We start from the raw sequence: 13297 nt of genomic DNA on the forward strand, positions 1-13297 counted from the left end.
GCCGGGTGCGGAGGGTCAGCCCCGGGCCGCCTCCGGATGCAGGCGTACCCAGCCCTCCCACGCCGACGTGATCATGTCCTGGACGTCGTGCCGGGCCTTCCAGCCCAGCTCGGCGGCGGCGCGGTCGGCCGAGGCGACGACGCGGGCCGGGTCGCCCGGGCGGCGGGGCGTGACCGTGGGCGGCCGGTCGTAGCCGGTCACCGCGTTGATGCGGTCGATCATCTCGCGGACGGAGACGCCCTCGCCCCGGCCGATGTTGAGCGTGAGGTCGCGGCCGGGGGCGGAGCGCAGGACCCGGGCAGCGGCGACATGGGCCTCGGCCAGGTCCACGACGTGGATGTAGTCGCGTACGCAGGTGCCGTCCGGGGTCGGATAGTCGTCGCCGAAGACGCGCGGCGGCGCGTCCTCCGTGAGCTTCTCGAAGACCATGGGGACCAGATTGAACACGCCGACGTCCGCGAGCTCCGGGCTCGCCGCGCCGGCCACGTTGAAGTAGCGCAGGGACGCGGTCGACAGCCCGGTCGCCCGGCCCGTCGCGCGGACCAGCCACTCACCCGCCAGCTTCGTCTCGCCGTACGGCGACATGGGCACGCACGGGGTCTCCTCGGTGACCAGGTCCACGTCGGGCATGCCGTAGACCGCCGCCGAGGACGAGAAGACGAAGGACCGCACCTTCGCGGCCGTCACCGCCTCCAGCAGGACCCGCAGGCCCTCGACGTTCTCCCGGTAGTAGTGCAGCGGCTGCTCGACCGACTCGCCCACCTGCTTCTTCGCCGCGAGGTGGACCACGCCCGTGACCGAGTGGTCCGCGAGGACGCGCGCGAGCCGTTCGGCGTCCAGGGTCGAGCCCACCACCAGCGGCACCCCGTCGGGCACCCGCTCGGCGATTCCGGTGGACAGGTCGTCGTACACCACCGCCTGCTCCCCCGCCGCGGTCATCGCCCGTACGACGTGCGCTCCGATGTAGCCGGCGCCGCCGGTGATCAACCAGGTCATGTGCGGCTGTCCCCTCGTCAGTTGGCCCATGGTGGTGGTGCTCTGTGCGGATACGTCGTCGTGCTCTCAGTGAAGCAGGCGACGCAGCCTTCCGCGTGCGACGGACAGCACACCGCGTACGCCGGGCGCCACGCGCAGCGCCAGCGCGCCCGAGTGGGTGGCGTACGGCTGTACGAGTACCACGCCGTGCCGGGCGCTCGGGACGGCGCTGCGGCGCAGCAGACCGGCGCCCGTGAGGGCGTGCGCCGTGACCTCGCGACTCACGCCGTCGCGGAAGCGGATCCGAAGGCGCAGGTCCCAAGTGCCCACGCCGGGCGCGGCCAGCGCGGCCAGGGCCACGGTCGTCTCCGCAGACCAGCCGCCGGCCGACGGCACCAGCACGGCCGTACGGCGGACCACCTCGTCCCCGTCGTCCCGGTGCCGCCATTCCACCTCCACCGCCTCCGGGCCCGCCTGCGCCAGCCGGCCGTACAGCTCGTGCAGGCGCAGCCGGAGCCGGGCGCCCCGCGCGCGTGGCCGCAGGTCCGCGTCGACGGCGAGGGGCAGCACGTGCACGGGCCGGGTGAGCAGGGGCTCCAGGGAGACCTGCGGGAGGTCTACCGACCAGACGGGCGTGCCGTCCGCGGCCCGGGCGTACGGCGGGTACAACCGGGCCGGGCGGGCCGCCAGCTCCCGCAGCCGGGGCAGGTCGCGCGGCTCCTGGGACGCCAGGACGACCCGCCCCACCAGCCGGCCGGGAGCGGCCGGGTTGCGGGCCCAGTCGTCCGCGTCGTACTCGGCGAGATGCGCCCGCGTGAGCTCCCACCACGCGCGCTGGTAGGCGGCGTCGCGCAACCCCAGTTCCCGCAGGTACATCCGCAGATCGTGGTCGAGGAACTTGGCGCGCGCGACCCGGGCGAGTTCCTTCTGCCCGGCGCCCAGCAGGACCTCGTACGCCTGCCGGCACGCCTCGGTGCGGGCCCGCCAGTTCTCGACGCCGGCCCGGTCCAGCGAGATCGACAGCCGCTCGGCGGACCGGCGCACGTGCCAGACGTACACCCGGTCCGGGACCAGGGCGATGCGCGGGGCCGCGGCCAGCACGCGCGCGGCGAAGACGACGTCCTCGTACGGGAAGCGGCCCTCGGGGAAGCGGATGCGGTGCTCGCGCAGGAAGCCGGTGCGGTAGAGCTTGTTGACGCAGAGCGTGTCGTGGACCAGGAGCGGGCGCTGCGCGGGGTGCGGTACCACGGCGTGCAGCGCGTACAGGCGCGCCTGCCAGGGCACTTCGCGCCCCGACGGCAGTTCCCGGCGTACGCACAGGCCGCTCGCCACCTCAGCGTGCGTGCCCGTCGCCGCGTCGAGCAGCGCGTCGACCGCGCCGGGCGGCAGGACGTCGTCGCTGTCCAGGAACATCACGTACGGCGACGTCACCGCGTCGAGCCCGGTGTTGCGCGGGGTGCCGCAGCCGCCGCTGTTGGCCCGGCGGCGGATGACCTTCAGACGGGGCTCCGACGCGGCGAGCCGGTCGAGCAGGTCGGCGCTGCCGTCCGTCGAGCAGTCGTCGACGGCCACGACCTCGCGCACGGCCGGCCCCTGGGCGAGCGCCGAGCGCACGGCGTCCGTCACATGGGCGGCGTCGTCGTAGCCGATGACCACGACGGCGACCTGGGGGAGAGGCCTCCCGGGGTTCTGTACGGCATTCATCACGGCGGATCGTAAGCCGGGCGAATGACATGAAAGTGGTAACACACCATCAAGGGTCACCAAAACCTGTGCAACAGCACAGAATCGGGCCGTGACGATCGGACAGTCGAGGGGGAGCGGCCGGTTGGGTACGGGCGTGGTGCCCGTGGCGGTTCCCATGGCGGTGATGCCGGGGATCGGACTGTGGGGCCTGGACCGCGGTGGCATGTGGGGTGACGAGAGCGTCACCTTCCAGGTCGCGCAGCGCACGGTGCCGCAGATCTGGCGGCTGCTGCACGACGTGGACGCGGTGCACGGCCTGTACTACCTGTTCATGCACGCCGTCCTCACCGTCCACCCGAGCGAGGTCGTGCTGCGCCTGCCGTCGGTGTGCGCGGCGACGGCGACCGCCGGCCTGGTCGCGGCCCTCGGCGTCCGGCTGGCCGGGCCGAGGGTCGGCCTGTGGGCCGGTCTCCTCTACGCGATCACGCCGATGACCGGCCACTACGCCCAGGAGGGACGGTCGTACGCGCTCGTCGCGGCGGGTGTGGCGGGGGCGACGCTGCTGTTGCTCAGGGCGGTGGAGGCGGCGACCGCCCGGGCCTGGTGGCCGTACGGGACCGTCGTCGCCCTGACCTGTCTGCTGCACGAGCTGGCGGTGCCGGTGCTCTGCGCGCACGCGCTGACGCTTGCCCTGCTGCGGGTGCCGAGGGAGGTGTGGTCGGGGTGGGGGCGTGCGGCCGGGGCGGCGGTGCTGGTCATGCTGCCGCTGGTGTGGGTGTCGCAGGGGCAGTCCGGGCAGGTGGCGTGGCTGGTGACGCCCGGGTGGGACAGGGCCGAGAGGCTGGTGCGGAACTTCTCTCCCGGCCCGGCCGGGGTGGCCTTCTGGGGGGCGCTGCTGCTGATGGCCGTCGGGCTCCGGGCGCGGCGACTGACGGCGGTCGCGCTCCCGCTGCTGGTCGTGCCGCCGGGGATCCTGATGACCGTGTCGCAGGTGCGGCCGCTCTTCCACGACCGGTACGTGCTCTACTCCCTGGCGGGAGCGTCCCTGCTGGTGGCCGCCGGGGCCGGGCGGGTGGCCGGAGCGCTGGGGCGGGTGCGGTTCGACGGGCGGCGGGTGCGGGTCGGTGGCCGGCGGGTGCGGGCCGTGCTGGGCGTCGCCGGCGTCCTCGCCCTGATCGGCACCTTCCTCCACCAGCTCCCCGTCCACCGTCAGGACCGGTCCGCCGCCCACCGCCCGGACAACCTCGCCGCCGTCTCCGCACTCGCCCTCCGCCGGCTGCGCCCCGGCGACCCGGTGCTGTTCGTGCCGTCCGTCGGGAGGCTCGCCGCGCTGGCCTACCCGAAGGGGTTCCGACAGGTCCGGGACATCGCGCTGCGGGAGTCGGCGCCCCGGTCCGGGACGCTGTGGGGCCGGGAGGCGACCCCCGGGCAGCTGCGGCACAGGCTCTCCTCGGTGGACCGCGTCTGGGTCGTCGCCGAGGCGTACGCGCTGGACCCGGGCTGGTCTCCACGCGATCCGGTCGAGCGCGCGAAACTGGCCGTCCTGGCGGAGGAGTTCACCGTCCGGGAGGAACACGCCCGGGACGGGGTGGTCCTGCGCCTTCATGTCCGGCGGGAGGCCGCGGAGGTGCCGCCGAGCGTGTCCCATGTGCCGCCCGGCTCCGCTACGACCGCTCGTCTGCCCGCGAACCACCCCGCGGCTCCGCGAGCGCGGCCGCGTCCAGGGCCGTGGTGAGCTCGTCGAGGCGGGCGCGCAGGGCGCGCACCTCGTCGGGGCCGAACCCGGTCGAGGCGGCGATCCGGCGCGGCACCTGAAGCGCCCGCCGCCGCAGCGCGGTGCCCTCCTCGGTCAGCCGCACCTCCACCGACCGCTCGTCCCGCGTGCTGCGCTCCCGGCGCACGAGCCCCGCCGCCTCCAGCCGCTTCAGCAGCGGCGACAGCGTGCCGGAGTCCAGGCGCAGATGCTCCCCGAGCTTCTTGACGGGCAGCTCGCCGTGCTCCCACAGCACCAGCATCACCAGGTACTGCGGGTACGTGAGCCCGAGGTCCTTGAGGAGCACGCGGTAGACGCCGTTGAAGGCGCGGGATGCCGCGTGCAGGGAGAAGCAGATCTGCTGGTCCAGGCGGAGCCAGTCGTCGTCCGGCGTGTTCATGCTCCCAGGGTAGCTCGTGCCCGCCATTCAATTGCGTACAACTTAATTGTGTGCTCTAATTCCGGGTGTCAGGCGGCCCGGAAGCGGGCCGCCGAACGTTGACGTGTGAGAGGGAAGGACTTCCATGGACGCGCTCTACACCGCTGTCGCCACCGCCACCCACGGCCGCGAGGGCCGCGCCGTCAGCTCCGACGGCGTGCTGGACCTCGCGCTGGGCATGCCCCAGGCGCTGGGCGGCAACGGCCAGGGCACCAACCCCGAGCAGCTCTTCGCCGCCGGGTACGCCGCCTGCTTCGGCAGCGCGCTCGGCCTCGTCGGTCGCCAGGCCAAGGTCGACGTCAGCGACGCCGCCGTGACCGCCGAGGTCTCCATAGGCAAGCAGGGCGAGGGCTTCGGGCTCGCCGTCACCCTCCGCGTGGAGCTCCCCGACAGCGTGGACGAGGCGACCGGCCGCAAGCTGGTCGAGCAGGCCCACCAGGTCTGCCCGTACTCCAACGCCACCCGCGGCAACATCGAGGTCGACCTCGTCATCGAGTAGCCACCGGCACCTCAGCCCCCGACCCGCGCCAGCACCTCCCCCGTCCGTCTGCTCCACGCCACCACCACGGCCTCCTCGGGCACCGGGTGCCAGCGCGTCAGCAGCAGCCAGCGCACGTGGTAGCGGCGGACGACGGCGGCACGCTCGGCGCGGGTCGAATCCGGGGCCAGATAGGCGCGGACGTCGGCCGCCCGGCGTTTGCGTTCCCGTTCGTCCAGGGCCGGGTCGGGCCAGATGGGCGCGGCGAGGTTCGGCCCGTACCCGGCGATGGAGTGGCCGGCCAGATACCCGTCGGTGATCACCACCTCGCCCGGCCCGATGTGCCGAGCCGCCCAGTCGTACGACGGCCAGCGCGTCGGCTGCGTGAACCCCACCGGGTCGACCGAGCGCGGCACGACCGCCCCGGCGTGCACGGTGACGAACCCGACGCACACCCCGGCAGCCGCCACCCCGCCCAGCACCCTCCTGGCCCACCGCCACGGCCGGGGCGCCGCCAGCTCCACCGCCAGCGCGAACTGCAGCGGCACCAGCACGGCCCACAGGGCCCTGGCGTACGTGTAGTGCCCGCTCACCCAGCCGTACGCCACCAGCAGGCACTCCGCCAGGAACATCAGCACCAGCGGGTCCCGCACCGATCCGCGGGCCCGCGCCCACAGGGCGGGCAGGCCCAGCAGCGCCAGCCAGGAGTTGGCGAACATCCGCTCGTACAGCTGCCGGTGCATCGCGTCCATGCCGGTGTCGCCCACCAGCGCCAGGACGTCGTAGTACGGCCAGGACACGGCGACCGCCGCGCCGGCCGCACCGGCGAGGGTCCAGCGCGCCACGACCGGCCGGCGCCACCCCCGCTGCCGCGACGCCACGATCGCCACCGCCCCGACCAGCGCCGAGGCCGCCGTGACGGGGTGGGTGAGCAGGATCAGCCCGTACAGGACGCCGATCCCGGCGTACCCCCACCAGCCGCCGAGCCCGCTCGGGCCGACGAACCGCACGGAGGGGGCGTCGTCCCGCGCGCGCACGCAGGTCCAGGCCCACGCCCAGAACGTCAGCCCGATCGCGATCGCGGACGGATACCCCAGGTTCGTCGTCATCGACATCAGCCCGAGGTAGCCGCTCCACAGGATCCGCGCGGTGCCCCACAGCAGCGTCATGAACAGCAGCGCCAGGACCGGCGCCCACGGGCGCGGGGTGAGGGCCCGGACGAAACGGCCGATCCCCGTCAGCAGCACCAGCAGATGCACCGGCCCGGCGAGCTTCACGACCGCCCAGCCGGACAGCCCCGTCAGCCGCGCCAGGACGCCCTGGGCGACGGCGTAGGGCCCGTAGTACGGGCTGTTCTCACCCGGCAGATCGGCCATGGTGTGGGCCGGATGGAGCAGATCGGCCTTGAGACGCTCGACGACCGCCGCGTGCTGACCCGCGTCGCAGCACAGCGGGACGCGCCAGTACGCCAGCGTCATCACCAGCCAGAACAGGGCGCCGAAGAACTGGTACGGGGTCGGCCGCCCCACGCGGCCGCCGCGCAGCGCCGTCGCGCCGCGGACGTTCCGCCGGAGGAGGACTCCGGCGCTCACAGGACTGTCGGGAAGGGGAGGGACTGGGGCATGCGCCGAATGTTCCCGCCGGTGCCGGAGGCCTGACCCCGGGTCACTTCATCGGGTGAGGCGACTGCACCCACCTGCCGACGTCAGTCGCACAGCGCCCGCTCCGCCGCGGCCGGCCAGCGCGCGAACCGGAACCGCGTCCGCTCGAAGGAGCCCGTGAGGTTCTGCCAGAACCGCTCGGCGGTGAGCGGCGCGCGCACCGACTCCCTCAGCTCGGCCAGCTCGCCGCAGCCCAGCGCCGCCCGGGCCGCCTTAACCGCCTCCCGGGAGGCCCCGGCCCGCAGCAGGTCCCGCTGCGGCGGGTGTTCCACCGCCCACTCCGCGAAGACCCAGTAGTTGCGCAGGAACTTCTCGTGCCCGGGCCAGCTCCACCGCTCCAGCGCGAGATGCGCGCCGACGGGACTGGCCAGCCCCCAGGCGTCGTTCACATAGGCGTCGAGCGGCGCCGCGGCTCCCGTGACACCGAGATGACGCCCCACGATCACCACGTGGTACGGGGAGTCCTCCCGCATCGGCGTGGCGTGCAGCCGGCGCGCGGCGTCGAAGTACAGCAGCGTCGGCCGGGGCGCCCGCGCGGCCCGTGCCAGCATGCCGCGCCCCTCCGGCAGGGCCGGCCAGTTGGCCACCCAGGTGGCGGTGCGCACCGGGTTGTGGTCGCCGAGGCCCTCCACGTCGGAGCTGCGCACGTTGAACGAGCCGGGCGTGCTGCGCACGTCGAACGGCGCCCGCAGCGGGCTGACCGCCGCGCACAGCCACACCAGCAGCAGCGCGCTCGCGACCCCCGTGAACCTGGTCGCCGGCACGACCAGGACCGGCAGGAGCAGCAGCAGGAGGGCGGGCAGGATCATCCGGGCGTGCATGTAGTCGCCGCCGACGCGGACGACGTACCCGGCCAGCAGCGCACCCGCCGCGAGCGGCGCCAGCAGCACTGCGAGCGAGGCCCGGCCCGGGGCGCGGTCCCGCCGCTCCCGGCGGATGCGCCGCACCAGCAGGACGGCCGTCGCGGCGAGCACGGGCACGACGGGCCACAGCCAGTACGGCCCGAGCGTCTCCTGCACATAGCCGGCGCCCCGGCCCCAGTCGCTGGCGCTCGCCTCCTTGGCGATGGCGGGCAGCGGCACCAGGATCCCGTAGTACCCCGCGCGGAACACCTCGTACGCCAGCGGCAGCGCCACCGCCGAGGCCGCCACGGCCGCGGTACCCCGCCGGGACGGGCGCAGCACCCACCACTGCGCCGTCAGGAAGCACACCGTGACCACCGCGAGATCGGGCCGGACCAGCGGCCCCAGCCCGAACACGAAGGCGGCGGCGTACGTCACCCGCGCCTGCTGACCGCGCCGGGTGCCCGTCAGCAGCCACCACGACAGGCCCGTCCAGAAGGAGCCGAGGCCGCTCTCCAGGCCCGAGGTCATGTACGACCAGAACGGCGGCACGGCCAGCAGCACGAACACCCCCGCCGGGAGCAGCAGCCCCGCGCCCCGGTGCAGCCGGCCCGTGGCGTACAGGGCGAGCCCGAACCCGGCCGTGCTCAGCAGCAGCCCCAGCCCGACCGCGAGGAACGCCGGGTCCTCGCCGGTGACCCAGGTGCCGAGCGCGAGCAGCCACTGCCACAGGGTGCCGGTCGAACTCTCCGCCCGTTCCCCCACGTTGAACACGGGCCCGTTGCCCGCCAGGATCTGCCGGACCGGACGCAGATAGATCAGCCCGTCGTCGCAGATCCAGCGCCGCCGGTAGCCCAGCACGAACAGGGCCGCGGTCGGTACGGCGACCAGGGCCGCGTGCCACCAGCGCACCGGCCGCAGCCGCTCGACGGCGCCCGGCGGCCGGGCCGATGAGGCACGCTGGCCGGGCAGGGAGGGCACGGCCTCGGGGGTGGCGGGAGTCGTCATCGCTCGACCAGCGTCCCGGACCGGGCCGGCAACCCCGGGGTGCGGCGGGCCGCGGGCAGCGGCGCACCGCCCCGCTCGCCCAGCATCAGCAGGCGTACGACCCGCTCGGCGGCCTGCCCGTCCTCGAACTCGCAGTACCGCTCCCTGAAGCCCGCCCGCAGCCGCGCCGACTCCGCGTCCTGCCAGGTGCCGGACACGAACAGCCAGGCCAGTTCCCGGTACGAGCGCGACACGTGCCCCGGCGCGTCGGCCGTGATGTCGAAGTAGGCGCCCCGGCTCGCCGTGAACGCGCCCCAGTCGTCGGCGTGCACCACGACCGGCCGGTCGAGGAGGACGTAGTCGAACATCAGGGCGGAGTAGTCGGTGACCAGCGCGTCGGCGGCGAGCAGCACGTCCTCGACGTGCGGCTCGTCGGTCGCGTCCACCACCACGCCCCGCCGGTGCAGGTCGGCGAGGCCCAGGCCGCGCGCCACGCCCCCGGCGAGCGACGGGTGCAGGCGGACGACGAGCGTGTGGCCGGGGCCGAGGTCCGCGGCGAACCGGGCCAGGTCGAACCGGTCCACGTGCCCGCCCCGCCGGTAGTCGCGACGGGTCGGCGCGTACAGCACGACCGTGTGGCCGGCGGGGATGCCGAGCCGCTCGCGCACGGCCCGGCCCCGCTCCGGGCCGGCGCCGACCAGCACGTCGTTGCGCGGGCTGCCCGTGCGCAGCGAGGTGAAGTGGCACGGGTACGCCCGCTCCCAGGCCCGCTCCGCGTGCCGGCCCGCGACCAGGCTGTAGTCCCAGCGGTCGGCGCGGTACAGCATCTGCGGCACGTCGAACCCGTGCCGGGCACCCGGCTTGGTCAGCAGGTCCGCGCCCATGTACTTGAGCGGGGTGCCCTGGTGGGTGTGGATGTGGACGCTGCCGGGGCGCTTGGCCAGGGTGCCGGGCCAGTTGACGTTGTTCACCCAGTACGTGGCCCGCGCCATGACCTCGTGGTAGCGCCGCGAGCCCGGCGTCACGTGGTCGATGCCGGGCGGCAGCGCGTCCACGGCGTCCTCCCGGACCACCCACACGCCCCGGATGTGCGGGGCGAGCTCGCGCGCCTTGGCGTGGATCGCGGCCGGGTCGCCGGACACGCCCCGGTGGTGGGTCGCCGAGTAGACCGCGAGATGCGGATCGAGGGGCCGCTTCGACTGGGCCCGGTACCAGGTGCGCACGGCGACGTCCGACGCCTTCCGCGCCACCCGCCGCCGCCCTCCCAGGGCGGCCGCGCGTACGTCCCGCAGCCCCCGCACCACCGCGTACGACGCGTAGGGCGCCGACGCCAGCAGCCGCATCTCGACCCCGCGCCAGCCGGCCGGCTCCGGGAAGCCGCCCTCGGGGAGGTGGCGGCGGTGGAATGAGCGGATCTCACGGTAGAAGTCGCCCCGGTCGGCGGGCCGCACCCGGTCCTCCCGGGACAGCACGAACAGCATGTGGTCCAGGGCCCGCTCCAGCAGCAGCGGCCGGGCCCAGTCGAGGTCGGGGCGCTGCTCCAGGAACGCGAACAGGCCCTCGTACTGCGGGAAGATCTCGAAGTGCCGGCGCCCCGGCGTCTTGGTGATCGCGCCCTGCCGGCGCTGCCGGTACTCCACCCCGATCCGGTCCAGGCAGGCGATGCGGTCCGCCAGCACCATCGACCGGTAGGTGACCGGCGCGTCCTCGTACAGCCCCGGCGCGTACCGAAGGCCGTGCTCCTGGAAGAAGGACCGGCGGTACGCCTTGTTCCAGGCGACCAGGAAGAGGTTCAGGTACTGCGGGCTCTCCCGGATGCCGAAGGTGTCCGTGCCCGCGGCGGCCAGCAGGTCGGCCGCCTCACTGCGCCCGCCCCGGCCCCACCAGTAGGTGCGCACGTGGTCGAAGACCAGGATGTCCGGCTCGCCGGTCGTTTCGAGGCGGGCGGCGACGGCCGCCAGCAGGCCCGGCGTGTAGTGGTCGTCGCTGTCGAGGAAGAGGACGTAGTCGCCGGCCGCCTGCTCCAGACCGGCGTTGCGGGCCCGGCCCAGGCCGACGTTCTCGGGCAGGTGCAGCACCCGCACCCGGGCGTCGCGGCCCGCGTACTCGTCGAGGATCGCACCGCTGCCGTCCGGCGAGCGGTCGTCCACGGCGATCACCTCGAAGTCGCCGTACGACTGGCCGAGCACCGAGTCGAGACACTCGCGCAGGAAACCCTGCACCTTGTAGACGGGGACGATGATGCTGAAGCGGGGCACTTCTTCGGTCAGCTCCTTACGAGGGTGGCTGCGGCGGGGGCCGGGACGCGCTCCGCGAGCGGGATCACGGGCGGGATCGACTCGGGCGGCTCGCCCAGGAGCACCCGGCGTACGACGCGCTCGGCGGCCCGCCCGTCGTCGAACTGGCAGAAGCGCTCCCGGAACGCGGCGCGCAGGGCCGTGGCGGACTCGTCCGCGTAAGTGCCGTCGCGGAAGACGGCCGCCAGTTCCTCGGGCGTGCGGGCGACCCGGCCGGGCGGGAACCGCATCAGGTCGAAGTAGACGCCCCGGATCTCCCGGTAGACCTCCCAGTCGTCGGCGTACACGACGATCGGCCGGTCCAGGTTGGCGTAGTCGAACATGATCGACGAGTAGTCGGTGATCAGCGCGTCGGCGGCCAGGCACACGTCCTCGGAGGAGCGGTGCCCGGTGACGTCGATGATCCGGCCGCCGCCCCGGCTCGCCCCCTGGTCGTAGAAGTAGTGGGCGCGCAGCAGCACCACGTGGTCGTCGCCGATCGCCTCGCAGAACTCCGCCAGGTCCAGGCCCGACTCGAAGCCGGTGGCGTAGTCGCGGTGCGTGGGCGCGTAGAGCAGGGCCTTCTTGCCGTCCGGGATGCCCAGCTCCTTGCGGACGCGGGCGACGTCCTCGGCGGACGCCGTGCAGTAGACGTCGTTGCGCGGATAGCCGTACTCGAGGGTCTCGTGCGCGCCCGGGAACGCCCTCTCCCACATCTCGGTGGAGTGCCGGTTGGAGGTGAGGTTGTAGTCCCAGCGGTCGACCCGGGCCAGCAGCTTGGCGAAGCTCCCGGTCGCCGCGGCCACCACGGGGTACGTCGCCTGGTCGGCGCCCATCTTCTTCAGCGGTGTGCCGTGCTGGGTCTGCAGGTGCACGCTGCCGGGGCGTTTGACGACGGCGTCCGCGAAGTTGGCGTTGTTGACGAGGTACTTGGCGCGGGCCAGCACCTGCCAGTACTTCCGGCTGCCGATCACCGCGTACTCCACGCCGGGCGGCACGGCGTCCACCGCCCCCGGCTCCACCAGGAACACCGAGCGCAGGTGCGGGGCGAGCTCGCGGGCCTTGGCGTGGATCGCGGCCGGGTTGCAGGCGTAGCCGCGGCCCCAGTACGCGCAGTACACGACGAGGTTCTCGTCGAGGGGGAGACGCAGGCCCACCGCGTACCGCAGGCGGGTGCGCAGCCCCGTGGGGCGCGGCAGCAGCGCGGCGGCCCGCACGGCCCGCCGGTTGGCGGCGCGCAGGGTACGGAACGCGGCGTACGACCCGGACGCCAGCAGCCGGTGCTGGACGCCGAGGCTGCCGCCGGGCGGCTGGTAGTCCGCGGGGCGGTGCCGGCGGTAGAGCGTGCTCGCCCGGCGGAAGAAGGCGCGCCGCCCGGCCGGCAGTCGCCGGGGACGCGCGGCCGTCTTCAGGACGGCGGCGAAGAGCTGCTCGAACAGCGGCTCCAGCCGGTCCGCGGGCAGCCCCTGCTCGACGGCCCGCGTCAGTACCAGCTCGGTCTGGTCGAGAAGCTCGGCGTGGTGCCCTCCGGGCAGGTTGAGGCGGTTGCCCTGCCGGCGCAGCAGATGCCGGACGACGACCGCGCGCAGGGTCGCCACCCGCTCCGCCCGCAGGGTGACCAGCCCGCCGAATCCGGTGTCGGTGAAGTGGTCCCCGGGGAAGGCGATGCCCTGCTCGGTGAGGAAGGCCCGGCGGTAGGCCGCGCTCCACGCCGGCAGCGCCACGCCCGTCAGCCGCGGGACCCGGCCGGGCGAGAAGGCCCCGTCCGGTGTGCCGGCCAGCAGGGGCGCCGCCGGGTTGACCGGCTCGCCCTCCCACCAGGGGGTGCGCTCGTGCTCGAAGTACAGGACGTCGACGTCGCCCACCTCGCCCAGCCGGGCGTCCAGCGCCGCCAGCGCCCCCGGCACCAGGACGTCGTCGCCGTCGAGGAAGAGCACATGGCCGCCGACCGCCGACCGCAGCCCGGTGTTGCGCGCCCCGGCCAGACCGGCCGACGGCGGCGAGTGCACCGGCGTCACCCGGGAGTCCCGCTCGGCGTACCCGGCGACGACGTCCGCCGCGGGTGAGTCGGGCGCGTCGCACACCGGGATCAGCTCGAAGTCGCCGAACGACTGGGCGAGGACCGAGTCCAGCGCCTGGGACAGCCGGCCCGCGACCCCATGGGACGGGACGACGATGCTGAAGCGGGGCATTCTGCTCT

General features: G+C 74.3%; 9 protein-coding genes. 2 read left to right on the forward strand and 7 right to left on the reverse strand.

Annotated elements, in window-relative coordinates; all coding sequences use genetic code 11:
• Positions 1 to 15 precede the first annotated feature (15 nt).
• Positions 16 to 996 carry a UDP-glucose 4-epimerase GalE gene (galE, locus tag SCNRRL3882_RS24925; protein ID WP_010039829.1) on the reverse strand — a complete coding sequence of 327 codons (981 nt, stop codon included), beginning with the start codon at positions 994 to 996 and terminating at the stop codon, positions 16 to 18.
• A gap of 66 nt (positions 997 to 1062) precedes the next feature.
• The gene (locus SCNRRL3882_RS24930) at positions 1063 to 2679 is read right to left on the reverse strand and encodes a glycosyltransferase family 2 protein (RefSeq protein ID WP_040903186.1); all 1617 of its coding nucleotides are present in this window, start codon (positions 2677 to 2679) and stop codon (positions 1063 to 1065) included.
• Between the two features lie 157 nt (positions 2680 to 2836).
• On the opposite strand from SCNRRL3882_RS24930, the gene SCNRRL3882_RS24935 reads away from it, so the two are divergent.
• Positions 2837 to 4396, forward strand: a complete 1560-nt coding sequence (locus SCNRRL3882_RS24935; RefSeq protein WP_010039832.1) for a glycosyltransferase family 39 protein — start codon at positions 2837 to 2839, stop codon at positions 4394 to 4396.
• Here the strand turns inward: SCNRRL3882_RS24935 and SCNRRL3882_RS24940 are convergent.
• Positions 4326 to 4814, reverse strand: coding sequence for a MarR family winged helix-turn-helix transcriptional regulator (locus SCNRRL3882_RS24940; protein ID WP_010039834.1), 489 nt, complete (start codon positions 4812 to 4814; stop codon positions 4326 to 4328). The two genes, SCNRRL3882_RS24935 and SCNRRL3882_RS24940, sit on opposite strands and share 71 nt — an antisense overlap.
• A gap of 124 nt (positions 4815 to 4938) precedes the next feature.
• On the opposite strand from SCNRRL3882_RS24940, the gene SCNRRL3882_RS24945 reads away from it, so the two are divergent.
• On the forward strand, positions 4939 to 5352 hold the full coding sequence (locus SCNRRL3882_RS24945) for an organic hydroperoxide resistance protein (protein ID WP_010039835.1): 414 nt from the start codon (positions 4939 to 4941) through the stop codon (positions 5350 to 5352).
• A gap of 11 nt (positions 5353 to 5363) precedes the next feature.
• On the opposite strand, the gene SCNRRL3882_RS24950 is transcribed toward SCNRRL3882_RS24945, so the two are convergent.
• The 4 genes from SCNRRL3882_RS24950 to SCNRRL3882_RS24965 form a co-directional block, all read right to left on the reverse strand.
• The gene (locus SCNRRL3882_RS24950; protein WP_010039836.1) at positions 5364 to 6923 is read right to left on the reverse strand and encodes a hypothetical protein; all 1560 of its coding nucleotides are present in this window, start codon (positions 6921 to 6923) and stop codon (positions 5364 to 5366) included.
• A gap of 113 nt (positions 6924 to 7036) precedes the next feature.
• Positions 7037 to 8842, reverse strand: coding sequence for a hypothetical protein (locus SCNRRL3882_RS24955; RefSeq protein WP_010039837.1), 1806 nt, complete (start codon positions 8840 to 8842; stop codon positions 7037 to 7039).
• On the reverse strand, positions 8839 to 11079 hold the full coding sequence (locus tag SCNRRL3882_RS24960) for a bifunctional glycosyltransferase/CDP-glycerol:glycerophosphate glycerophosphotransferase (protein WP_010039838.1): 2241 nt from the start codon (positions 11077 to 11079) through the stop codon (positions 8839 to 8841). The genes SCNRRL3882_RS24955 and SCNRRL3882_RS24960 overlap by 4 nt, the downstream gene beginning before the upstream one ends.
• 8 nt (positions 11080 to 11087) lie before the next feature.
• Positions 11088 to 13289 carry a bifunctional glycosyltransferase/CDP-glycerol:glycerophosphate glycerophosphotransferase gene (locus SCNRRL3882_RS24965; protein WP_010039841.1) on the reverse strand — a complete coding sequence of 734 codons (2202 nt, stop codon included), beginning with the start codon at positions 13287 to 13289 and terminating at the stop codon, positions 11088 to 11090.
• Between the last annotated feature and the right edge of the window lie 8 nt (positions 13290 to 13297).

It is taken from the genome of Streptomyces chartreusis NRRL 3882 (assembly GCF_900236475.1).
GTDB classification, from domain to species: domain Bacteria; phylum Actinomycetota; class Actinomycetes; order Streptomycetales; family Streptomycetaceae; genus Streptomyces; species Streptomyces chartreusis_D.